Genomic DNA, 22944 nt, shown 5'->3' with positions numbered 1-22944 from the left:
GATGTTGGGTTGTTAGGAGATGCTTAAAAATCCTATGCAATCAATAGTTTTTAGTGTTTGTTGACTTGATCCCTAAATCGCCTGAGTACTAAACGGTGAGTGTGTCTGCTTACTGTCACTAGCCAGTAAGTGAGACTGTAGTTAATCTCATTTTCCCCAGTATTATGTTGAAAATAGCCATGAAGCAATTATTTCTAAAGAGTTATTTTTGCAGGCTCAAGAAGAAATTTATCGGAGAAGCAATATCTACACAGGAGAAGGCAAGAACAAAAGAATTTATAGTAGCAAGTACGCTTTAAGTGCCATCACCTTCTGTGGAGATTGTGGCGATATTTATAGGAGAACCTATTGGAATATTCATGGCAGAAAAGAATTTGCCTGGCGATGTGTGACTAGAATCGAGCAAGGTCCTGAAGTTTGTAAGAACCGAACCGTAAAAGAAGATGAACTCTATGGTGCTGTAATGACCGCAATTAATAAGCTACTTGCAGGTGGCAACAACATGATAAAGACCCTGGAAGAGAATATTCATGCGGTGATTGGTGAAACGACAGAATACCAAATTTCAGAGATTAATACCCTACTAGATGAAAAACAAAAAGAACTAATCAAGCTGGCCAATAAAGGTCAAGATTATGAATACCTGGCAGATGAGATCGACGAGATGCGAGATAAGCGTCAGACTCTTTTAGTAGAAGATGCCTCCCTCAGTGGCGAGAACGAGCGCATCAATGAGCTGATTGAATTTATCCGCAAGAACAAATTCCGCACTCTAGAATATGATGATAAGCTTGTGAGGAAGATAATTCAGAATGTTACAGTCTATGAAGACCGCTTCATCATATCCTTTAAATCTGGCATTGAAATGGAAATATGATTTAAAAACAGAGCATGGGTTATGTCCATAGGTAACTAAAACCTTTAGGAACTAAACTAATGCTCTGCTTTTAATTAACAATGAATTAAGTTCACATATTTCTCGTTGATAGACAGTTGATATAAAAGTTTATGATGTATTATATACATTTTATTAGTGTGTGAAGTGAAAAAATAATTGACAAATCATTTTTTCGAGATACTATTACGTTAGACGTTATAACGTTACGCGTATTAGTTGAAAAAAGATTATTATCAATTAGACCTTGTATTAATAACAGGAGGTATTATGAGAACATATAAAGATAAAGAAGAGCTAAAATTTGAGATAAATAAAAGTTTTGAAAAGTATATTTCTGAATTTAATAATATCCCAGAATCACTGAAAGACAAAAGCGTTGACGAAGTTGACAGAACACCATCTGAAAACCTTGCTTATCAAGTTGGCTGGACAACATTGCTCCTGCAATGGGAAGCCGATGAGAAAAATGGCTTAACAGTAAAGACACCATCAGATATGTTTAGGTGGAATCAGCTTGGTGAATTATATCAGTGGTTTTCAGATACCTATGCAAATTTATCCTTAGAGGAGTTAAAGGATAGGTTAAACAGAAATGTTATTTCAATCAATAAAATGATTGATGTACTAAGTGATGAAGAATTATTTTTACCTCATATGAGAAAGTGGGCTGATGAAGCTACAAAAACAGCAGTATGGGAAGTATATAAATTTATTCACGTTAATACTGTTGCTCCTTTTGGGACTTTTAGAACCAAGATAAGAAAATGGAAAAAGATAGCACTATGAAACTAAGTTCAGTTACTTGGCAAACTATTCTCATAAGTACAATCTCATAATTAAAGGGAGGTTTATTTCATTAAGAAGAAAAACAAGAATATATGGATTGTGATTATAACAATAAGCATTGCGATATTATTTTCATTAAACTATTTTAAAAAAGACATTTGGGATGAAAATGCTGAACAATTGAGACACTCATTTGATATTATAAGTGGTACAGCTGTCATTGATGACTTATCCCAATGGACATCTTTTGATTGGGATGTGATGTATAGCTTTAGGCCATATGTATCAAAGGAGAGAGTGTATGAGGTTGTTGGATATAAATGGGACAATATAAGTGAAACTGTAAACGAGAATATGAATCAGATAGTATTTCTTAAAGATAATGAGGTTGTATGTTACTTATACGGATACCCTAATAATACTGGATTAGAATTTGACTTTGGTGAATATGAAGGTGATTATATAAAATTTAATTCAAATGATTTGATACCTTTTAATAGCATATTTGATGATAAAAATCAGATTAGACATTTTAATTATATTAAAGAGTAACCACTTGGTATCATTAATAAAGTACGTCATATCAGTAATAAAATTAAAAACCTCAATTTGTTCTTTAAATAAGCCCTTCTTTCGGCAATATTCCGCAAGTTCTACTTGGTTCATTGAGAATGATTCCATCACAATTAAAAATTTATCTTCACTTGACCATTTTTCGACATTTTTTTTCGTTCCGGGTGTAGCATTCCCTTGAATTCTAGCTTTTTTACGCCAAGAATAAAGAGTCGCTTCTGGAATGCCCAAAGTTTGACTTAATTGGCGAATCCCCCTATTTTCGGGTGGCATCATTTTCTTGATGGCTGTCGCTTTCAGTTCGGTAGAGTAACGTTCATTGTTTTTATTTGTCATGGTAATCATCCTCCGTATAGTCTTTATTATAACTTATTATCCTATACGACAACTAGCCTAACATAGGTGTCTTTGCTCCTTTTATGGAAGAGCTTGTTTTCAGAGGTTTGTTTAGCAGTTATTTCTTCAAAGAAAATCAAGAATGGCTAAAATTGATAATCAGTTCAGCTGTCTTTGCTCTTCTTCATGCGATTCATCCAATTGAGTTGCCACTTTACTTCTTGCTGGGCGCAGTCTTCTATTTGGCTTATGCTCGCCGTGGCAATATTGTGGATGCGATTCTTGTTCATATCTTGAACAATAGCTTGATGGTTATCTTCTCAATTATTGGCTACTTATTGATACTGTTTGGTTAGTGATGTTAAAGGAGTTCAGTTATGACAATGATGGAAAAATTAGATAAAAAATACCAATAATTTGAAACAGCTTAGGAGTCTTCTACGTTTGCAATGAAATTCTTGGTCTGGGTAGGAGTAGCTCTGACCTTGATGACACTTGGATCAGTTCTTGTACCAGCGATTTATTCTACAGGGCAAGATTTCGGGGAATTTCTATATTCTGTTTTTGGATGAGGGAGTGGGAAAGACGGGCATTAATAATCGGAAATAATAGAGATGGACCCAAGGAATATGGAGGTTGCAGATGGATTTCAGGTGATTATGTCAGAAATTACAAAGATCACAATCACATCATTAGACGATTTATCTAGGTTAAGTGAATGGTGGCTATATGACGGTGAACCTAGCCATCGAGAATCCTGATTACTATGCAGCAATCTTCCCAATCTGTCAAGCTTATCAATCAGAATGGATTGACGATGACGACTTAGAGAAATTACTGACATCCCAATCTGGTTCGTTCACGCATTGAATGATGTGGTTGTTCAATTCCAACCAACAGCAGGCGACTTATACGATCGATTAGTGGAAGCCGGTCATGAGAATGTTGAATTGACGATCTTTGATAATGTGATAGATACGAGTGGTCAATTCGTTGATGCAGACGGCAATCCCTATGAATATCTAGGCCACTGGTCATGGATCTACCTATATAACGACGAAGTTGCCAATGAAGAAGGCGTGAACTTCTATGAATGGTTGAACGCCCAAGCAAAGAATTAGTACTCTTTCTAGGGAATGGGCCGAGACCATTTCCAATTATGGTGTCAAGCGAAAGGTAAAATGTCCTAAACCTTAGGCTCACATTAATGCAAGCTTTTCCTTCGTAAAAACTTGCATTAATGTGACCGTATTTGGTAAAATGAGTGTTAAGCTGCTCGTTCAGCTTCGTATTCTTCGAGTGTTTTTCCGATGCTGCGAAGATATCTTTTGAAAGACTCTAGTTTCCACGGGTGAGATTGTGGGGGAATATACTGGCGTCTTTCTTTTTTTTGCTCTGGAATCGGGTCAAACTCTGTTGAATAGGCGTCATGTTCTTTCAGTCTCCTTGTTGTGTATATTTTTTCAGCGATATTTACATAGATTTCGCCGTTAAACGCTTCGATAACGAGGGCTTTTGATCCGCGTGTAAAGTACTGATCTTCGCTACCCTCCGTCGGTAAATAGTAGTTATTTTGATACCGAATGTGATGTCCACTATCGATTTTTCTATTTGCGACTCGTGCTAATAATAAATTCATCTCTGATTTCGTAGGTGCCTTCTCATAGATTGATTCCTTCGTCTTATTACCAAACTTCCTATTAAATGATTGAATCCATTTTGTTAAAAAATGATTGGCTTCCTCAATAGATTGGATCCCTGCTAATTCTAAATCTACAGGAAGTCGTGATTGAACCGTGCCGTTTAATCGTTCTACACGGCCTTTCGCTTGTGGAATAGAGGAGGTACGAATGTCAATACCGAGTTGATGGCAGGCAAAACCAAATTGCGTGAAGGTATCTTCCTCAACGACTTTCTTGGTTTTGGATTGATAGTCAAAAACGGTTCGTTTATCGGTTAAAAAAGCTAAAGGAATCCCTCGGTTACGGAGGATCTGATGGAGCACATGATAATAGCCATTGAGCGTTTCTTGCGTGTCGAAATACCCACCAACAATATCCCCAGAAGCGTCATCAATCGCTAAGTGAAGATGGGTGACGTCGTTCCCGAACCAATTGTATGAACTGGCATCCATTTGAATCAGCTCTCCTTGGTATTTTTTCCTAGAGCGGCTAGGATGGATTTTTTCGGGTGAAGCCAGTTGATCTTCGGCTCTTGGAAGCAGTGGATTATCAAGCTTTGTCTTTGCTTTCATTGATTGCGCTTTGATTCGAGCTTTTATTTTTTTTCGTGTCTTTCTTTGTGTTTTAGGTGAGATAATATTCGCTAGGTATAAAATATTTCGAATCGTTGTATCGGTGTAACAGATCGCATAATCCTCCTTTAATATTTCAGTAAAGTGCTTCACATTCGGTTTTATATTAAACTGTTGATAAAGCCCAATGATTTGTTTTTTTACATTCTCTGGTACGGCGTGTATCTGTTTTTTTCCTCTATTGCCGTGTGAAAAAACAGCCTTTCCTCCTTCTTGATATTTTCGAATTAATCGATTGACTTGCCTGATCGAGAGATCTAGTTCAACACAAGCTCTCTTCTTATCTTTTCTTTTTTCTGCGACCGCTTTTATTACGTTATATTTTTTATCTTCATTCATTGTTAGTATTATCCTTTTCATGGTTTGATTTTATCACGAAGGGACATTTTATGCTTCGACTACATTAAGACATTATCATGTTCGAACGATATGGGCCGAGACCATTTCCAATTATGGTTGACTTTTCACTGAGCTTCCAATAAAATATTAATTAATAATAAGAAAAATTAAAAAACGATGAAGAGAAGAGTAGCCAAGATAGCTGATTCAGAGAGCCCGGCTGGTGGAAAAGGGTACAGTGACGGTTGGTGAAGATGAACTCAGAGTATTAGTGAGGTGAAAGCTTCACTAACGGTCGCAACCGATAGCTTGCCAACATTGATCGATGTTTTTGAGGCGCCATAATTATTGGCGTAAAGATGGGTGGTAACACGGTGAATAATCGTCCCTAATTAGTTATGTGTAACTAATTGGGGACGATTTTTTTGTTTTTATTTTTCAATAATGGAAGGAGAAAGAAAGCATGCCAATAAAGCTTGCGCCAGGCTTACCGATCCGTAAGCAATTGAAAGAAGAAGGAATTGTCGCGATAGATGAACACCGGGCACGGAGTCAAGATATCCGGCCATTGAAGATATTGATATTGAACTTAATGCCTAAGAAAGAAAGTACGGAATTACAATTGCTCCGCTTGTTAGGTAACACCCCTCTACAAATCGAGGTGGACTTTGTCTATACCCAAACTTACGAAGCGTCACATACACCGCGGAGTTATTTGAAAGAGTTCTACAAGTCTTATGAACAAATCAAAGACCAGCAATATGATGGCTTAATCATAACTGGGGCGCCGGTTGAACACCTTGCTTATAGAGAAGTGAGTTATATTCAGGAGCTAGACCATATATTAGCATGGTCCAAGCGCAATGTATTTGCCCGGGTCTATATTTGTTGGGGTGCTCAATACGGTCTCTACCACGATTACGGCATTAACAATGTGAAGTTAGACCAGAAATTGTTCGGCATCTTTGATTACCAAGTCCAAGCCCCTAGCCATCCTTTACTAAGAGGCTTCAATGATAGTTACCAAGTTCCTCAATCGCGGCATACGACCATTGATGGCCACAAGATCAAGGCGACTGAAGACTTGGCAATCCTATCCAGTCACCCTATCTATGGGCCGGATATGATTGCCAGTCGGTCGGGACGGGACGTCTACTTGCTAGGCCACTTAGAGTACGACCGGACGACCTTAGAGGATGAATACCAACGTGACTTGGCAGCCAATAAAATAATTCAAGCCCCTGAGAATTATTATCCAGCAGGCGAGCAAGGCGGCAAGCCGGTCTTCAGTTGGCGCAGTTATGCTCATTTATTTTATAACAATTGGTTGAATGAAGTTTACCAAAATACTTACTACGACTTAACAGACTTATTAAGGGAGGAAAATTAAGATGACACACAGTATATTCACACAGTTAGCTCAATTAGGTAACCGCAAGGACCCGGTGACAGGGTCTGTCTCATCACCTATTCACTTATCAACGACCTTTGCCCATCCGGGTCTGGGACAAAGTACTGGTTATGACTACAGCCGGACGAAGAATCCGACGCGGGATATATTAGAAGAAGGCTTGGCTATTTTGGAAGGGGGAGTCCAAGCGATAGTGACCAGCTCAGGTATGAGTGCCTTACAACTTGTCTTTCAGCTGTTCAAGCCAGGGGCAGTGATTTTCGTCTCAAGAGATTTATATGGAGGAAGTTTCCGCTTCTTTGACCATTTGGAAGAATTAGGCTTAGCGTCTTTTGCCTATTTTGATACGGAAGAAGAATTAGCGGACTTAGTGGTAGCTTATGATAAGGTGGATGGAATCTTTATTGAGACGCCGACGAATCCATTGATGCGTGAAGTGGATATTGTGGCTATTGCGAAAGTATCTAAAGAGGCCCAAGCCTTACTAATTGTAGACAATACTTTGCTAACTCCCCTACGCCAGAAGCCTTTGGACCTAGGGGCAGACTTGGTAATTCATTCAGGAACGAAATTCTTAACAGGTCATAATGACATCTTAGCGGGTGTGGTCGTTGCTAAGACAGCCGAATTAGGCGAGAAGTTACTTTGGCTATCGAACACAACGGGTCCGACATTATCACCCTTTGATTGTTGGCTCTTCATAAGAAGTCTGAAGACATTAGCCGTTCGCTTCGACCGCCAAGAAGCAACCGCCCGTGAACTCGTTAATTGGTTAGAAGAAGAAGACCGAATCCAATCGACCTTATACGCCGGTCAAGGGGCCATGATCAGTATTCGCCTAGCCAGTGAAGAGTTTGTGGGGCCTTTCTTAGAAGCGCTCAAGGTCTTTACTTATGCTGAGAGTCTAGGTGGGGTGGAAAGTCTCATTACTTACCCAACGACCCAGACTCATGCGGATATTCCGGAAGACCTTCGCGAATCTTATGGTCTAACACCGGACTTATTACGTCTGTCTATTGGACTAGAAGATCCAAAAGATTTAATTCAAGATATTAAAGCTGCTCTGGACGCTGTGGAAGGGTGATGGATGATGACAATTGAAGAATTTGTAAGGGATTATTATGTAGAGCGGCAAGATAGCCAATCTTTGAAATGGGATTTGCTGGAAGAACGCTTCGGTAACCCAGACCTCTTGCCCTTGTGGGTAGCCGATATGGACTTCAAAGTCAGCCCAGCCATTACCCAAGTTCTAGCTGATCGGGTCCAACATGGTGTCTATGGTTATAGTTACGCGACATCGACGTATTACGAGGCTTTGAGCCAGTGGTTAAGCCGTCATTATAACTTTGAGATTGAGAAAGACTGGCTGCGCTTTTCGACGGGGGTTGTTCAAGCCATCTACCACCTCATTCATGCCTTTACTGCAGAAGATGATGCGATTCTTATCCAGACGCCCGTCTACTATCCTTTTGCCAATGCGATTCGTGATAGTGGGCGCCAGCTCATCAATGTTGACTTGAAGAATGAAAATGGTTATTTCACCATTGACTTTGACCGATTCGAAGAAGCCGTTATTCAACATCAGGTGAAGATGTACTTACATTGTTCGCCTCACAACCCTGTTGGCCGGGTCTGGACTGAAGAAGAATCAGTTCGTCTTCTAGAAATCTGTCGCAAGCACAAAGTCCTAGTAATATCAGATGAAATCCATCAAGACTTTACTTACGGCCACCATCATATACCGACGGCAGTCTTAGAAGGTGGTCGTTACCGAGACCAGACCATTACTTTGAATTCTGCATCCAAAAGCTTTAACATTGCGGGTTTAACTCATTGTCACATTATTATTAGTGAAGCTAGCTTACGCCATCAATATGATGCTTTTGCTAAGACAATCTTTCAGACCGAGCCCAACCTCATGGGGATGTTGGCAACGGAAGCGGCCTTTCAAGCCGGGCAAGCTTGGTTGGATGGCGTTAAGGAAGTGATCTATCACAATTATCGGGAAGTGTTTACGGCCTTTGAACAAAGGGCGCCTGAAGTTATTGTTTCGCCCTTAGAAGGCAGTTACTTAGTCTTCATTGACTTGAGGCAAGTTCTTGATCCTTCTGAAGTGAAAACCTTCATCCAAGACCGATGTGGGTTGGCAGTTGATTATGGAGAGTGGTTCGGTGAGAATTATGTCGGCTTTATCCGCCTGAATTTAGCCACCAAGCCGGACTATATTCAGCAGGCAGTGGACCAGATTATTAGCCATCTTAACTAGACAAATCAATAATAAATAGCCCTAGCACTTTCTTAACAGTAAGTGCCAGGGCTTATTTTCTCATGTATTAAGGAAGTTGAGTCTGACTGGATGGATTCGGTCCAAATAGACCGTATGACAAAATCAACCAACGCTAATTGTATTATAACTTGACTTTTCAATATTCCTATCGCATTACTAGATACCAATCAAAGGATTGAAGGTAATGCAAATGAACAATGAGCAAAAAGAGAAAATTATTGAATTAAGGAAGTTAGGTATAGGATAAGGGGGTAATTGGGAGTTGACAATTACGTTGCGTCATAGGGTAAACTAACAACGGATTAAGTTTTACTAAAGGAGTTTGATGATAAATGGTTGATAATAATACAGTTATGAAATCTGGTAGGTGTATAGAATGTGGAGCCAGAGAGACGCATGGATATTCATGCTATGAGCTATTCGGATTCCCCCTAGTTTGGGAACATAATGATCCCAAACTGTATGAACTGCATTTTTGGCTTGTTTCATGCTATATGATACAACATCCTTCAAATTATACAGAAGAAGGATATAAGCATTTAGTGAATCTATTTATTGATGCTTATGATAATAATTGGGATATAGCATATATTCTTAAAAAGAATCGCGAAATAGTAAAATCAGTAGGTAAAATAACAAACCCCATACCAAACGAAGAAAGAAAGCGAGAACTAAGACTTTGGTCTATGACGATTGAAGATATATATTTAGGTGGAGAGCAAAATGCAATCGAGAATATTAACAAGTGGAAAGAACAAATAAGAAATGATCTCAGGCTCTGAAACAACGGTCCATCACATTTTGATAGAAAGATGAGATGGATAAGTTAGTGGAAAGAGCTTTAGTTAAGGAATAAGGATAGATAAATAGGAAGTAAAGATTAATTATTACTGAAAGGAAGGATAAAATGGAAGAAAAAATTTCAATTAAAAATAAATTTTATGATATTCCTGCCATAGTAAGCAATCCAAATAGTGGTGATAATTTTCCTGCTATTATTTTGTGTCATGGGACAGGTTCTTTTAAGGATGAAGTAGGAAATTTATTTATTAAACTTTCAGAATCCCTAAAAGAAAGAGGAATAGCATCTATACGCTTTGACTTTGCAGGATGTGGTGAAAGTCTGGCAAAACAACAGGATTTAACATTTTACGGAGAAGTTAGCGATACTGAAAAGATATACTCATATCTCCTTGATTGCCATAAGATTGATTCAAAGAGAATCGGGATTTTAGGGTCTAGCCAGGGGGCGCGTGTAATGGCAGAATTTATCGGGAAGTATCCTGAGAAAATTAAAGCTGCAGTGAGCTGGTCCGGAGCTTGCCATAATGGAGCAGGAGTTTTTGAAGGCTGGTTTGAAGAATTTTATGAAGAAGCAGCTAGAAATGGATATGCCCAAATACCAATGTTTTGGCGCGATGATTTGATTTTGTCTAAGAAATGGTTTGATGATATTCGCGATTCAAATCCAATGGACAGTCTATCAAAATACAAAGGAGCAATACTGGCGGTTTCAGGCACAGAGGATGAACTAGTTCCATATATACACGCTAAAGAAATTGCGAGTGCCTGTAATGGAAAAATCAGTGAGAATAGAATCATTGATAATGCAAATCATACTTTCAATATTCTTGAGAAGGATAAAGCATTTGCAGATAAAGTTATAAAAGATACAGCTGATTGGATTGCCATCAATATTTAATATTGGGGGGATAGGAAATGAGTATTTACCCCGGTTACAGTACGATTTGCTATTTTATATAAAGGTTATGTGGTAACGCATGTGGAAGCAGTATGTCTGTTAACAAGAAAATAAACATTGTTCGTCATGACGAGTTGTTAGACTCGACAAGGATAAACATCATTTTCTTTGGCTCTTTAACAACTAGGGTTGGTACATCTTAAACGAATCTTTAGAATTGTGTCACGAGGTCAGGCAGCTAACACTGTCTGGCTTTTTTTATGTGTCTTACTATTGTTTATTTTTTGTATGCTTGATTTCTTTTTCTTCTCAAAGTATTTACCACGATTGATAAAAATTCTGATTTTGAAGTGAATGAAGTTTCTAAAGCCATAAGCGGTTCGTTTTAATACTTTAATATGGTTATTTGTCGGCTCGACAGGGCCATTTGAGTAAGGAAGCTGTAAGGCAAGGAGGATTTCTTTTTGATATTTTCTATACGTCCTAATCGTTGTTTGATAGCTTTCAGGTAGATGCTTGTAGCTTTGTATTAACAGGGACTGAAAGCCTTCAATGGCTTCTTGCTGTTTCTCTTCTTGTTCATGGTACTGCAGGACACTTAAGAAGGATTGATAGATTTCATAGCCTTGTTTGAGTTCCTCATTGTAAGAAAGCAGGCGATCCACGATTTCAGTTTGTGTCAGATGATCTCTAAAAGAAGGGCGCCAATAGCGACCTTGCCAATCTAATTCACTTTGTTTTTTCTGTAATAATTTCCAATATTTCTTAAGATGTTTGTATTCTTTTTTATTGGTAGGGAAGGATTTCATCACTGAAATCCGATGATTCTGAAACGATTTTCCAATTAACTGTACAATATGGAAACGATCGATTAAAACGTTGGCGTTAGGAAACAGTTCTTTCGTTAACGTGATATAAGGCGAATAAAAGTCTGTCACAACGAGTTGAACCTGTGATCGTTTCTCTAAAGAATAGCGTTGAAAATAGGCTTCTAACTTCTTTTTCTGATGATTCTCTATAATATCCACCAGCTTTCCTGTTTTGCCATCCATCAAAATACAACTCATAACGCCTTCCAAAAAAGAACCTGACTTAAATTCGTCAAAGCAGATCACCTTTGGCAAGTCTACTTTTTGAGGCAAAGTTGGTTGATAAAAATCCCGTAAGACTCTTAAAACAGTCATGATAGAAACACACAATTCTTCCGCAATAAAAGAAATTGAAACGGCATCTTCAAGCAAAGAAGCAATTTTAAGTTTGACACGATTCGAGATAAAACAGCTGGGTTTCGCCAACGTTGATTCCGCAACAAATGTTTGATTGCAATTTTTACAATTAAAGCGTTGCTTCTTTAAACGTAAAAAGGTTTTGTATTCAGAAACCTTATTTAACTGAGTATTGACGGTTTTAAAGCCCCATTTAATAACGGATTGATTGTTTTCCACCCCACATTTGAGACAACAATCAGGCGTGTAGGAAAGCGTGGCATGGAAAACATGACAGATTTCTTCTTTAATAAATTCCTTGGTATAAAGATCTTCTTCTTTTTTGCCTTGAAAAACGATAGTAAAGTCTAGAATACTTAGCATGGTTCTGATAAAATGAAGTTCGAGCATCTTGAATTCCCCCTTGGATTTGTTTTAGACGACTTAATTCTAGAGGATTCAAGATGTTTTTTCAATACACAAAAATAGTGCTGGTAAATTTCTACCAACACTAGAAAGTATAGAACCATAAAGTGCCTTGATGATGATGTGTTTGATGCTAAAAAAAGATATGTTCAGATGAGAGAACATCTATACGAACTTCAATCGAAGCAAAAACCAACCGGAGATAGCCTTTTTGATTTGTTTTAGATTGGTATAGTCTATGAGTGCAAAATTAATATACGAAATTGCGATGAAAATCAGCATTACAAAATTGTCTTTTTATTTAATAGGGAGGAACGAAAATGACTAATGAACCTGAAAGATGGTCAAGCCTTGAAGAAATCGCTGAACATCTCGGTGTAAGCAAAGATACAATTCGAAATTGGATAAAAAAAGATGTAATACCATACCGTAGAGTAGGGAAACAGTACAAGTTTAAAATATCTGAAGTTGATGCTTGGGTAGAGAGTGGTAAAAGTGCTGAAATTGAGTGAATAAATGTAAATAGAGAGAACCTGGGGAAAGTATGCAAAAATATTGCTGCCGTTTGTACACACACGGCTCTCAAAAATATGAGCCAAAGGCTGATAACAAAGGAGGATGACAATCAAGGAAAACACCATTGATAAAGCGTTATAAAAGGCAGAAAATCCAATGAAAAAGGAGGTAATCTGACTAATCCACAGCGTTTATCAATAATTATATAGAAAATAATCAAGAAAGGAAAATGTAGATTGGATTTCCCTATGAGTCCATTATACAAGGTTATCACATGAACAGCCATAAAACAATAAATGCCCGTAGGCTTTCTGTTGCCGGGTTTTCATTTCTCTTTGCCAATATTCTGTCGTTTCAGTTTGAGGGGCAGGTGCTGTACAGCCTGCTGGATTTGCGTGGAACAGACGCCGAACGTTACATACTGGCTGCAATTATTGCACATTTTGCGGGGCTTTTTACCTGCGGTCTGTTTGTCAAATCACAGGCGGCCGCCAAAAGCATGATGCTCGGCGGCATGGGCTTATGCTTAGCCGCTTCTGTTCCCTTCTTTTTTGCTCCCTCCTCTCTATGGTTGGGCGGACTGATCGTCAGCGGATACTTTAGCGGCTGCGCGGTGGCGGCATGGGGATTTTTTCTCAGGGCCTTTACTCCCAAGAACGAACGCATTAAATCCTGTGCCGACGTTCTGATTTATTCTAATTTGCTGATGATTGCAGTCAACGTGGTTGCCATGAATCGCTCACCGTTTGTCGGGCTAAGCCTTACTATGCTTTGCCTTGTGATCGGTATAGCCTTCATCTGGATGCTGCCTTTGGAGCAAGAGAATGAGAAGAACCAAACATTTAAAAATAAAACGCATGGCGGCATTAAAAGCCAACTGATATTGCTGTGTCTTTTTGTCTTTATCATCACAATTAATTCTGGACTGATGTATCAGGTAATAAATCCTGCTTTTGAGCATCTGACGGGATTGGTGAGCTGGTATTGGGCCGTGCCTTATATCGTAGCGCTTGTTGTTATGCGGAACTTACCTATTAAAGCAAAGCGTTCCAGAATTTTGTATATTGGAATGGCAATGATTATAGGAGCGTTCATCAGCTTTATGCTGTTAGGGCAAAACACTTCCGACTATCTGATTGTGGATACGCTGATGCTCGGTGCTTGCGGTATTTTCGATCTGTTTTGGTGGAGCATCCTTGGAGAAATGCTGGATTATAGCGACAACCCCACACAAACCTTTGGAATTGGACTTTCTGCCAATGTATTCGGAGTCCTTTTCGGAGGCTTCTTGGGAATGTTTGTAACCTCTATTGGGCTTCCAAGTGCGGAGGTTGCGGTGATTGCCCTTACTGTGGTTTGCGTTACACTGGTTATGCTGCCGTCGCTGAACCATCAGCTTGTTTTACTGCTGAAAAGCCATGCCTACCTTGCCACTTATGACAATATGAGTCAGTCACAGCAAACGGACATTGTTCGTCAAATTAAAACTCTTGACCCACTGACAGTCCGGGAGCAGGAGGTATTGCAGCTCATCCTTTCCGGCAAATCCAACCGTGAGATTGCCGGGGCTTTGTTTATCAGTGAGAGTACTGTAAAAACACATGTAAGGAACATTTTTTCAAAATATGATGTCGGTAGTCGGGCAGAACTCATCAGCACCCTGCTGAAAAATCAAAAGGTTGAATGATACATAAGATCATATAAATACAGGGTTTAACTAGCCTCTCATACTAAAGTATGAGAGGCTTTTTTCTGCAAATTCATCCTTTTGAACGATGCTTTTTAAAGACTTTTTCCTTAAAATCTATATTAGAGGAGGGTTGGTGCAAATGAAATTAATCCGCAAACGACGTAATAGATATGCTTTATCGTTGGCAGCCAGTATTTGTTTGGCGGTGTGGCTCGGTGTAACTTCTATGTTAGAAGTGGTTTTCGCCTTTGGAGCTATCAGCCTTATCTCTCTCTTGTTATTGGTGAGGCAGAGCCGTCTGCTCTATGACGCAACACTCATTTGGGATAATCGCATCCTTGCGGTGCCATCTGCTCTCATCTCCATGGCAGGCTGCCAAATGAAAAAAGACACTGAGGAAACTGTAGTATCTACCTTTGGTATCCTCATCGGCAGTGAAATTTACCGGTGGGGTCTCGATGGGGTACATGGCGTGCGGCTGCACACCGCCCATATTGATCAGGAACGGATGTACCTGACCTTTGGCGACGCGGCCCAGACCATGCGGGTAGAGTTGATGCACGGTATGCTTAATAAACAGACGGTTGAGGAGGCCGCACAAAAGCTGTGGCACGAAACAGGCGTGCATGCAGAAATCAGTGATTGGTAATGAAAGGGAGGAATCTGACATGAAAAAGATAGTATCCATTCTACTCGTGGCGGCGGCGATGCTTTTGACCGGTCTTGCCGGATGCGGCGGTGGTGGCAGTAAAAGCGACGCGGCGACACTTTCACCAGAGACCACCGGCACCAAACTGGAAAATGGCGTCAGTGTGGAACTGGGCGGTTATGTGCTGGACAGGGAAGAAGAATTGACCGTCACTAAGGAACCCGTGGAAGAAAACAAAGATGAAGGGTATAAAATAGAAGCCTATGACTTTAAGCTGGGTGATATGACCGAGCTTTCGGACTTCATCACCCTCCGTATCCCCTATGATACCGCATACTGCGAAGATGGGCAGGATCCTTCAAAATGCGTGGGCGCAAAGTACAAAAACGAAACTACTGGCGAATGGGAGGATATCTTGTTCGAGGTTGACGTAACCACGAATGAGCTTATCATCTACACCGACCACCTCTCCATCTTTGGCGCGTTCCATGTCAAAAACGAGGGTCAACGCAGCGCCAAAATCACCAATATTTATACGGACTTTACCGGCATCGACCAACAGCAGGCGATGGAAACGCTCCGCGAATACGTGGCGGGCGGTGGTGCGGACGGAGAGGAAGCGGCAGGTCTCGCAGCGCAGCTTCTCACGGGCTATAACGGATTTTTGGGCGGCGTAGCCGGAGCAGCCGGTGAAACGGGCTTCGCTACTGACCTCACAGGTACGATTCTGAACATGGCGTCCCTCGGCAGCCCTACCTTTGACACCGCACTGGCTGATTCCGCCTACAAAAAGCTGAACAAGCTGGGAAAGGTAGCGGCGGCGGTGAAGATCGGCTCGGTAATGCTGAATACGGAAAAGACAGATGCGGATACCCTTGGCTTGTATAAGGACACGGCGATGCTGGCGCTTTCCTATGCCGAATCCGCCGCGTGGGGGCTTGCCGCCAGCGGACTGTTCATTTTTGACTACACCATAAGCAACCTGTTTGAGCAAGGCTTGGCCATGAAGATGGATAAGATCAATGAGGTCTATGCCTTTTTCAACGACGAATATGTCAGTAAAGACAGGCAGGGCTTTGAATGGACGGCCCGCAGTCTGAAAGATTGGCGGCAGGTGCTGATCGGCATAGCCGAAGCCAATCCCAACGAAGCCGATGCCAAGGCTGCCGTCGAAGAGGAGATCGAACGCTATGCTCGCGTATTCTGGACGCTGACCAGTGGGGATATGGATGTTGTCGTTTCGGAAATGGAGAAGAGTAGCAAAGGCTCCGCCACCATTCCCAACGCCACCGAGGCGGAGATCAAAGCCTTGATAGGCGGTTACAAGGCGCAGCTTTATGAACGCCTCTACCCGGTAACGCAGTCCGTCAGCACATATATGCAGCGCAAGGCCGAGGCTGCGTATCTGGATGCACTGAATGAGGTCAAAGAATTTTTTAATCAAAACATCACTTTCAATATTGTGGAAGATATTCCCGATGGCGAGAAGTCGAAATATGAAGGCTATGCCCTGCGCTTCGCTCCTCTTTCTGAAAATGCCGTAAAGGAGAACTGGAGCGGTAAGCTGGGGGACGGTGGTGGAGGCTCTACAAAGTTTACCCTGCTGGGCTATATACAGGCCGGTTTACCCAAAGAACTGCAACTGTTCAAACCCGGTGACGACCCCGAAAGCGACGAGCCGGAGATGAGCTTAAGCTTCAAGCTCTCCGCCCCGGTGACAGAGGTGAAACTTGGTGGGCTGCCGTTGGAGGAGCTTTTGGGTACTTATTCTGCGACATTTACATTTGAAGATGAGAGCGATACCTATAACTTTACCTTCATGTATTATGAAGGGCAATTGGTATTTAAGCCAGAAAGTGATGATTTTGGCACCGCTTTTTTGCTTGTACCGGGGCCGTATGAGTATGATCCGGACACCGCAACGGCGACTTCTGAAGCGGAAAATGAGTATTGGTCTCTGTCTGCTCATGTTAGATTTATTTACGAGGAAGGCACGGTTCGTTTTTCAAGCGATAATACTTTGGAAGATATTGAAGAAGGGAGAACAGTAACAACCTACGGAGAGGGCATTAAAACTGATTAGGGCAATACTTGCCCATCCATAGCAAAGCGAATCAAGGAGGGCTGATGAAATTGAAGAAAGGATTGATTGCCGTGCTGATCACGGCCAATGTGATTATGCTGGTCGTCGGCATACTCACAATACCGCCCAATCTACGGTCAGCAGACAGAAAAGAACCTCCGGCGCCGGGGACGGAGCAAACAACACCCGTCACACCATCGCCGAAGGAAGAAGCGCCGCCCACGCCCACGGAGAGCGGAGATATTCCCGTGCCGGAGGAAACTGACACGAGCTTATCCACGGAGGAACACCCCGATTTGGAAGACTTCCTCTGGTACACGGAGGATGTGGCTTATGACGGGGTTCCGTCCGATGCGAATATCATAGACAGCATCGACCTGTTGACCGGGAGCTGGAAAGCGTTGATTGTTTACGATCCCAACAACGAATACGATGCGGGCGCGATGGAGTTTCTCAACATCGCTCTTGCTGGTACTGCGGAGAGTCTGAGCCTCACGCTCGACTGGTATCAGATTTTTTGGGCCAACGAGGGAGAGAGCTTCGACGAATCGGACATGGAGGACAGCGTATTTCTTGGCAAGTGGGAAAACGGCGGCCTGTGGGCGTCCGGCGCGGGAACCATACATCTGGCGCAGTTCTACGAGCTTAATGGAAAGCAATACGCTGTCGGTACGATGGATACGCCAGACGGGACACCGGCACTGATGGCGCTGGTACGACCATAAGGAGGTGTAATTATGGAAAAATTTTGTACTAATTGTGGAAAAGAGCTTCATACCGGCGCTCGCTTCTGCGCCAAATGCAGCGCGCCGGTTCTTGATGGGTCCGTGAGTCCTGTTCCCGAAGAACAGCCGAAACCTGTGCCGCAGCCACAATTTATAACCGAGGCACAACCTCAAAAACCAATCCCGCCCGTTGCGACACCAAAAAGAAAAAGTGCCGCAGCACCGAAAAGAAACGGCGGGCGTAATGCGCTGTGTATTATATTGTCCGTCTTGCTCGTCATACAGACCACTGCGGTCGCGCTCTACGGCTGGCCGGGATTTATGGTGGGCGGTTGGTCGGGAAAAAGTCGAGACAGCGTCAGCGTGTTCCTACCCGCAGTAGCTGATGAGCGAGAAGCTTTGGAGCAGGCGGGTGCGATGGCAACACGGCTTTATATTATTGCTCGCCTTAAGACTGACGCTCTGACTGAATATGACCACGAAAGGGGCAGCATCGACGAGCTGAAGGTCATGACCGCCGAAGCGCTGGAGGCATGGAGACTGTGCGACTTGGCCAATACGAAGGCGGCAGAGCTGACAGATTATGCCGAAGGCTTTCACAATACGGAACAGACGCCCAAGGCAACGATGAGCAATACTGCCGCGAGGTCGGTGTCGGGAGGCTTGCTCATCACAACAGCCTACGCCGCCGAGGAAAATGCCGCTGTAAAATGGGCAAAAGACTTGACGGAGAAATACGACTCCTACCCCGCTGGGCAAAAGGTCAGACAACTGGCTGAAAATCTCGGCACAGATGCGAAAAAGGCCTATGCCCAGCTGCAAATGGCTCAGAACATCTTGACGGGAGAGGCATATTCAGCCGAGGGCGACACCATGCAAAACTTTGAAAACGCTGCTATGGCTACAAAAACAGTTTGCAAAACAGGCCTTTACATAGGAGGCGTGGTGGCGGGCGGCGGGGTTGCCAACGGTATTCTGGAGGCTGGCGGCATGGTCATAAGCGGAGTGGACACTATTGTTGATATAGCCTCCACCGGCAGCACAATCATCTTCGGCGAGAACAGCAGAGTAACAATGGCAGCAAATGATTTTAAGGATGTTATGGGCCCCATATCCGCCGTATCCGGCGGGGTCAATATCCTAACCGGCGGAATTAAATTTTCGGGTGAAGTGGCGGACAAAGTAGGAAACATCGATAAACTCTCCTACATCGGCGAGAGCCTGCACGATTTTGTGCGCGACGGCAAAATAATGGGCGGGCTTATCACCGTCGGTGAGAACGGAGAGACCAAGACTTCGATGACCGAGATAAGCACCGAGGGCAAGACTCCAGCGGAAATAGAAAAAGAGCTGGAGCAAACCGGTCTGTCCCTGCCGGATGGAGAGGATAAAACCTCTGCGGAGCTGGCGGAGGAGATGGAAGAGAAATACTACTATACTGAGGATGAGATAAACGAAATAGTTGAGTATCTGCGAGAACTGCTTTATGAAATGTTCCTAAATCCTGAGCAGGAATCGCCCGAAGCCATGCCGGAATCCCCGGAGCAGGTGGATGTACAGTGGTTCAACGGTCATTGGAACAGGCTCTATTCTGACGGCACGGACAGCGGCAATGAAAATTTTGATCTAAGCATCGAGATCATCGACAGCTTGAATTGTAATTATCGATTCAATTACGGCGGCAGTGCGACTACGCCTTATCGTTCAACGTCCTATGTTTTTGACGCGAAGTCGGGACAATTGACCTTATTAGATACATTCGACGCGGGAGATGTAGTCCTGACCAGGTACGGAAAAGACGATGGCGACTATGGAAGAGAATATCTGCGCGCACTCCGGTCTGATTTTGTACGGGTAGATTGAAAAAGGGGAAAATACTATGGCAAAGAAGAAAACAAGCAAAAACATCCCCCTGCCCATCCTCATCCTGATTTACGCCGTGCTGCTGTTTGCCATGTATTCAAGTCTCTCTACGCTGGCACTGGCGATATGGGGCGACAGCGTAATGGGTACGGTGGACAGCTATCACAACCGCTTGGATGATAGTGCCGCAGATGTCAACCGCTCCCGGACCATTTCCAAGGGCTATTGGTTTCTGGTAAACGGCAAGGAATACCGGGGCTATGTGATATATAGCAGCGACGAGGCATGGCCGAGCTTGGACGAGGGCGAAACGCGCTCCGAGCGAATCCGCTACCTTAGTGTATTACCTTATGTGAATAAGCCAGCCATGCTGTCCGAATTTAGCGAGATGGGCGAAGGAGGAATTATTTACCTCATTCTTACCCCTATCGGTTGTCTGCTTTTGCTGCTGCTTGTCATACGCACAGCCAGAGGCGGGAAAAAGAAGAAATCAGCGGCGAGGAAACCCGCCGCGCCTCAAATATTCGAAGTAAGGAGTGATACGTATATGTTTTGTCCCAATTGTGGAAACAAGATTACGAAGGGTATGGCTTTCTGTTCAAGCTGCGGCACAAAAATACAAACAAATGTCCCCGGCGAGTGTACGGCCTGCGGCGCAACGCTTCCGGAGGGAGCCGAATTTTGTATTGGCTGCGGAAAGGCGGTGAATTCGGCAACGTCGGAGCCGATGGAACCACACCATGTAGCAACTCCCGCGCCCCCACAGAGCGGCGCGGGGCTGGTGGGTTTCTCCGACAGGTGTCATTCGCCGGAGATACTGGCCGCTGCGGAGAAAAACAAAAAATTCTCCATAGGCTGTATGTGGATATTGGTTTTCGTGCCGCTCATCGGCTTTCCCGTCGCAGGTCTGCTGATGGACGACTTCCCCTTTGGAGAAGCTCTTGTTATCGGCGTTGGCATTGCTCTTATCATGCTGGTCGTTAATTTACTGGCGCTGCAAAGGACCAAGAAGCCTATGTGGGAGGGCATCGTCACCAACAAATTCAGCAAAGAGAAGTACGAGCATAAAGACGATGCGTCAAAAACTTATACGGAATATACCACGATCATTAACACCGATGCGGGCAAGAAAAAAACCATCGTGGAAAAGGACAGCGGGCGGCATATGTACGATTATCTCTCGGTTGGCGACAGGGTGCGGTTTCATCCCAAATTCGGTACATACGAGAAGTACGATAAATCCAAAGACCGCATCATCTATTGCAATGTCTGCTCCATGATGAACCCCATACAAAATGACCGCTGCAAGCGGTGTAATAACCTATTATTTAAATAAGGAGGATTTTATAATGGAGAGATTTGACACGCTGCTGGAGGCTGCGGAGTTTTCGGCAACACGCTGCACAAGCTGGAGCTTTGCCACTTCCAATGATAGATACAATGTAAAAGGCTTGCTGGTGCTTGCCGAAATAAGCGATAGTGAAGACCCCATCGATGAGGACAGCTTTTATGTGGTATCGCCTGCCGGAGCTATCGGCTTATGTAACGACGGCGAGGACATTGACTGGCTGTTTCTGTCTGACGCTGCGCCGAATGAGGATCTGCCGCTGACATACCAAGCTGAGCCGCAGATAAAGTTCTGCTCGAAATGTGGCTCCCGCGCTGTTCTCGGTGCTCGATTTTGCGGTCAGTGTGGAACAGCGCTATGAAAATAAAAGGCTAATTTGGCTGTGGTTTTAGTTTTCCGTAATCAGTGTGCGTTGCTTTTTGAAATTGAATACTTCCGCGACTATTGCTTGTTCATGAATGATTCCATGAGTACAAATATCTCAAAGGTAGTCATTGACTGAAGTATATGGAAGTTGTGTAACATACATCGGTAACCTCTAAAACGAGGGGTGTGCAAAAGAGGTGCAAATTTTAACGATTTGATTTGACCGGTGCATTTTATCAATAGTTAGTTCCTTTGCCACCGGAGATGACAGGAATTAAACCCCATGTATCGTCTTGTTCCCTCGAACAGAACACCCCCATAAAAACCACTATTGAACTGTTCCCGAGAACGGACAAAACGAAAAATATATACCAGACATCAACCTGGTGCTCTCATTCCATGTGGAGACTATAATGGTACTATGTCCTCAAAATACGTAGAAATCCTTAGTTTCAAGCTGTTTGAGCCACATGTGTCATTTAGCTCAAAAGGGGATAAAATACGAAATAAAGTAGTTATTGATCATTATGAGGTTTCTGTTCTAATTGAACTAGAGTGCGGGGACATGTTGAATAACCTACTAGAATAAAAGTTAATATTATTTCTGAGGAGAACGTTCTTTATGACGTTCTTCTTTTTTATAACAAACTTTAAAAATTTTATTTGAACAGTTACGTTTTTTATGCAATAGAAAGGGCTGAATTTGATGAGTATTTTTCAATTTACAGAAGAGTATAATCAACGACAACCACCAGATAAAAAAAGTGAGAGAGCTATCCAACGGTTTAGAAAAAATAAAGGATATGAATCAATCCCAAGAGAACTTGCTCAAAATGAAACGTTGAGTTACGAAGCAAGAGGCTTATTAATTAGCATCGTTTCATATCCTGAATCGTTTAAACTTTATAAAAGTGAATTATATAAACGATCCATCAAAAATAGTCGTAGAAAAATAGACAAGTGTTGGCAAGAATTAATTGATGAAGGTTATGTACTCCAATTCAGAAAACGAGATGGGAAAAGTTTTATCTTTTCCTATCTTTTTAGTATGGAACCATTTTTGGTAGAAGATATTATTCATCTGTTTGAAGAAGCTCATGAATACAACTTTCGTTATTATCATAAGCTGATTCGTAAATATGAAGGCCAAACAATGGAAAATTTCAGATTGATTTTACCTAACTATTTAACTGAAGAAGAGGAGGATACACTGCTTGAATGGCTAAAAAGTCACGATGAAATCAATATGGAAAGTTCGAATGCTCAAAATGAACATCCCAAAAAATGGGATGAAATCAATGATTTTTCTAATGCTCAAAATGAGCAGCTCAAAATGGACTGCTCAAAACGTGCAGATAATAAATTAATTAATATATGCACAAACTTCAGATTTAGGTTTTTCTTCAGTTGGGGGCTCATCATTTGAT

General features: G+C 42.3%; 22 protein-coding genes, 1 pseudogene and 1 other annotated feature. Of the genes and pseudogenes, 20 read left to right on the top strand and 3 right to left on the bottom strand.

Annotated elements, in window-relative coordinates:
* Positions 1-148: 148 nt before the first annotated feature.
* Positions 149-877, top strand: a pseudogene (locus IGI68_RS11030) (recombinase zinc beta ribbon domain-containing protein); the annotation flags it as partial.
* 288 nt (positions 878-1165) lie between these two features.
* Entirely contained in the window at positions 1166-1684 is a 519-nt protein-coding gene (locus tag IGI68_RS11025; RefSeq protein WP_071131225.1) for a ClbS/DfsB family four-helix bundle protein, read from the top strand.
* A gap of 474 nt (positions 1685-2158) precedes the next feature.
* Here IGI68_RS11025 and IGI68_RS11020 read toward each other — a convergent pair whose 3' ends face one another.
* Complete coding sequence (locus IGI68_RS11020; protein WP_438732862.1) at positions 2159-2593, bottom strand: transposase; 435 nt, start codon at positions 2591-2593, stop codon at positions 2159-2161.
* Between the two features lie 62 nt (positions 2594-2655).
* On the opposite strand from IGI68_RS11020, the gene IGI68_RS11015 reads away from it, so the two are divergent.
* The 3 genes from IGI68_RS11015 (at position 2656) to IGI68_RS11005 (ending at position 3714) form a co-directional block, all read left to right on the top strand.
* On the top strand, positions 2656-2949 hold the full coding sequence (locus tag IGI68_RS11015; protein WP_438733295.1) for a lysostaphin resistance A-like protein: 294 nt from the start codon (positions 2656-2658) through the stop codon (positions 2947-2949).
* A 379-nt stretch (positions 2950-3328) separates the two neighbouring features.
* Entirely contained in the window at positions 3329-3463 is a 135-nt protein-coding gene (locus tag IGI68_RS11010; protein WP_373763029.1) for a hypothetical protein, read from the top strand.
* Positions 3460-3714 carry a hypothetical protein gene (locus IGI68_RS11005; RefSeq protein ID WP_071875447.1) on the top strand — a complete coding sequence of 85 codons (255 nt, stop codon included), beginning with the start codon at positions 3460-3462 and terminating at the stop codon, positions 3712-3714. Before IGI68_RS11010 ends, IGI68_RS11005 begins: the two co-directional genes overlap by 4 nt.
* Before the next feature lie 146 nt (positions 3715-3860).
* On the opposite strand, the gene IGI68_RS11000 is transcribed toward IGI68_RS11005, so the two are convergent.
* The gene (locus tag IGI68_RS11000; RefSeq protein ID WP_438730860.1) at positions 3861-5246 is read right to left on the bottom strand and encodes an ISNCY family transposase; all 1386 of its coding nucleotides are present in this window, start codon (positions 5244-5246) and stop codon (positions 3861-3863) included.
* A 168-nt stretch (positions 5247-5414) separates the two neighbouring features.
* Positions 5415-5639 (top strand) — a binding site (T-box leader).
* A gap of 70 nt (positions 5640-5709) precedes the next feature.
* Here IGI68_RS11000 and IGI68_RS10995 point away from each other — a divergent pair.
* The 5 genes from IGI68_RS10995 (at position 5710) to IGI68_RS10975 (ending at position 10646) form a co-directional block, all read left to right on the top strand.
* Entirely contained in the window at positions 5710-6636 is a 927-nt protein-coding gene (locus IGI68_RS10995) for a homoserine O-succinyltransferase (protein WP_438732859.1), read from the top strand.
* A gap of 1 nt (position 6637) precedes the next feature.
* Positions 6638-7741 (top strand): PLP-dependent transferase, encoded by a 1104-nt coding sequence (locus IGI68_RS10990; RefSeq protein ID WP_438732857.1) that lies wholly within the window; start codon positions 6638-6640, stop codon positions 7739-7741.
* A 3-nt stretch (positions 7742-7744) separates the two neighbouring features.
* Positions 7745-8923, top strand: coding sequence for a MalY/PatB family protein (locus IGI68_RS10985; RefSeq protein WP_373763025.1), 1179 nt, complete (start codon positions 7745-7747; stop codon positions 8921-8923).
* Positions 8924-9276: 353 nt separating this feature from the next.
* Entirely contained in the window at positions 9277-9726 is a 450-nt protein-coding gene (locus IGI68_RS10980) for a DUF5946 family protein (protein WP_438732855.1), read from the top strand.
* Between the two features lie 125 nt (positions 9727-9851).
* Positions 9852-10646, top strand: coding sequence for an alpha/beta hydrolase family protein (locus IGI68_RS10975; RefSeq protein ID WP_438732853.1), 795 nt, complete (start codon positions 9852-9854; stop codon positions 10644-10646).
* Positions 10647-10876: 230 nt separating this feature from the next.
* Here IGI68_RS10975 and IGI68_RS10970 read toward each other — a convergent pair whose 3' ends face one another.
* On the bottom strand, positions 10877-12262 hold the full coding sequence (locus IGI68_RS10970) for an ISL3 family transposase (RefSeq protein WP_438732851.1): 1386 nt from the start codon (positions 12260-12262) through the stop codon (positions 10877-10879).
* Between the two features lie 87 nt (positions 12263-12349).
* On the opposite strand from IGI68_RS10970, the gene IGI68_RS10965 reads away from it, so the two are divergent.
* The 10 genes from IGI68_RS10965 (at position 12350) to IGI68_RS10920 (ending at position 22943) form a co-directional block, all read left to right on the top strand.
* Positions 12350-12502, top strand: a complete 153-nt coding sequence (locus IGI68_RS10965; protein ID WP_438733293.1) for a hypothetical protein — start codon at positions 12350-12352, stop codon at positions 12500-12502.
* Between the two features lie 95 nt (positions 12503-12597).
* Positions 12598-12789 (top strand): helix-turn-helix domain-containing protein, encoded by a 192-nt coding sequence (locus IGI68_RS10960; RefSeq protein ID WP_213167770.1) that lies wholly within the window; start codon positions 12598-12600, stop codon positions 12787-12789.
* Between the two features lie 278 nt (positions 12790-13067).
* Positions 13068-14480 carry a LuxR C-terminal-related transcriptional regulator gene (locus IGI68_RS10955; RefSeq protein ID WP_438732848.1) on the top strand — a complete coding sequence of 471 codons (1413 nt, stop codon included), beginning with the start codon at positions 13068-13070 and terminating at the stop codon, positions 14478-14480.
* A gap of 142 nt (positions 14481-14622) precedes the next feature.
* The gene (locus IGI68_RS10950) at positions 14623-15132 is read left to right on the top strand and encodes a hypothetical protein (protein ID WP_438732846.1); all 510 of its coding nucleotides are present in this window, start codon (positions 14623-14625) and stop codon (positions 15130-15132) included.
* A 19-nt stretch (positions 15133-15151) separates the two neighbouring features.
* Positions 15152-17215: a hypothetical protein gene (locus tag IGI68_RS10945; RefSeq protein ID WP_438732844.1), complete on the top strand. Its 2064-nt coding sequence runs from the start codon at positions 15152-15154 to the stop codon at positions 17213-17215.
* 44 nt (positions 17216-17259) lie between these two features.
* Positions 17260-17940, top strand: coding sequence for a hypothetical protein (locus IGI68_RS10940; RefSeq protein WP_438732842.1), 681 nt, complete (start codon positions 17260-17262; stop codon positions 17938-17940).
* 12 nt (positions 17941-17952) lie between these two features.
* Complete coding sequence (locus IGI68_RS10935; RefSeq protein WP_438732840.1) at positions 17953-19803, top strand: zinc-ribbon domain-containing protein; 1851 nt, start codon at positions 17953-17955, stop codon at positions 19801-19803.
* 16 nt (positions 19804-19819) lie between these two features.
* Entirely contained in the window at positions 19820-21139 is a 1320-nt protein-coding gene (locus IGI68_RS10930) for a zinc ribbon domain-containing protein (RefSeq protein WP_438732838.1), read from the top strand.
* Between the two features lie 13 nt (positions 21140-21152).
* On the top strand, positions 21153-21512 hold the full coding sequence (locus IGI68_RS10925) for a zinc-ribbon domain-containing protein (RefSeq protein WP_438732836.1): 360 nt from the start codon (positions 21153-21155) through the stop codon (positions 21510-21512).
* A gap of 711 nt (positions 21513-22223) precedes the next feature.
* The gene (locus tag IGI68_RS10920) at positions 22224-22943 is read left to right on the top strand and encodes a hypothetical protein (RefSeq protein WP_438732834.1); all 720 of its coding nucleotides are present in this window, start codon (positions 22224-22226) and stop codon (positions 22941-22943) included.
* Position 22944: the final 1 nt, after the last annotated feature.

This window comes from Enterococcus sp. DIV1314a, assembly GCF_051713805.1.
Classification (GTDB): domain Bacteria; phylum Bacillota; class Bacilli; order Lactobacillales; family Enterococcaceae; genus Enterococcus_I; species Enterococcus_I aquimarinus.
Note: the sequence above shows the minus strand (reverse complement) of the source record. Positions and strands in the feature narration are given on the sequence as shown.

Bases quoted from the DNA above. Each gene is read 5' to 3' on its own strand.
- IGI68_RS10935 (WP_438732840.1), top strand. From the start codon at position 17,953: ATGGAAAAATTTTGTACTAATTGTGGAAAAGAGCTTCATACCGGCGCT.
- IGI68_RS10975 (WP_438732853.1), top strand. From the start codon at position 9,852: ATGGAAGAAAAAATTTCAATTAAAAATAAATTTTATGATATTCCTGCC.
- IGI68_RS11000 (WP_438730860.1), bottom strand. From the start codon at position 5,246: ATGAATGAAGATAAAAAATATAACGTAATAAAAGCGGTCGCAGAAAAA.
- IGI68_RS10980 (WP_438732855.1), top strand. From the start codon at position 9,277: ATGGTTGATAATAATACAGTTATGAAATCTGGTAGGTGTATAGAATGT.
- IGI68_RS10955 (WP_438732848.1), top strand. From the start codon at position 13,068: ATGAACAGCCATAAAACAATAAATGCCCGTAGGCTTTCTGTTGCCGGG.
- IGI68_RS10995 (WP_438732859.1), top strand. From the start codon at position 5,710: ATGCCAATAAAGCTTGCGCCAGGCTTACCGATCCGTAAGCAATTGAAA.
- IGI68_RS10990 (WP_438732857.1), top strand. From the start codon at position 6,638: ATGACACACAGTATATTCACACAGTTAGCTCAATTAGGTAACCGCAAG.
- IGI68_RS10985 (WP_373763025.1), top strand. From the start codon at position 7,745: ATGATGACAATTGAAGAATTTGTAAGGGATTATTATGTAGAGCGGCAA.
- IGI68_RS10940 (WP_438732842.1), top strand. From the start codon at position 17,260: ATGAAATTGAAGAAAGGATTGATTGCCGTGCTGATCACGGCCAATGTG.
- IGI68_RS10960 (WP_213167770.1), top strand. From the start codon at position 12,598: ATGACTAATGAACCTGAAAGATGGTCAAGCCTTGAAGAAATCGCTGAA.
- IGI68_RS11020 (WP_438732862.1), bottom strand. From the start codon at position 2,593: ATGACAAATAAAAACAATGAACGTTACTCTACCGAACTGAAAGCGACA.
- IGI68_RS10925 (WP_438732836.1), top strand. From the start codon at position 21,153: ATGGAGAGATTTGACACGCTGCTGGAGGCTGCGGAGTTTTCGGCAACA.
- IGI68_RS10950 (WP_438732846.1), top strand. From the start codon at position 14,623: ATGAAATTAATCCGCAAACGACGTAATAGATATGCTTTATCGTTGGCA.
- IGI68_RS10920 (WP_438732834.1), top strand. From the start codon at position 22,224: ATGAGTATTTTTCAATTTACAGAAGAGTATAATCAACGACAACCACCA.
- IGI68_RS11025 (WP_071131225.1), top strand. From the start codon at position 1,166: ATGAGAACATATAAAGATAAAGAAGAGCTAAAATTTGAGATAAATAAA.
- IGI68_RS10970 (WP_438732851.1), bottom strand. From the start codon at position 12,262: ATGCTCGAACTTCATTTTATCAGAACCATGCTAAGTATTCTAGACTTT.
- IGI68_RS10930 (WP_438732838.1), top strand. From the start codon at position 19,820: ATGGCAAAGAAGAAAACAAGCAAAAACATCCCCCTGCCCATCCTCATC.
- IGI68_RS10945 (WP_438732844.1), top strand. From the start codon at position 15,152: ATGAAAAAGATAGTATCCATTCTACTCGTGGCGGCGGCGATGCTTTTG.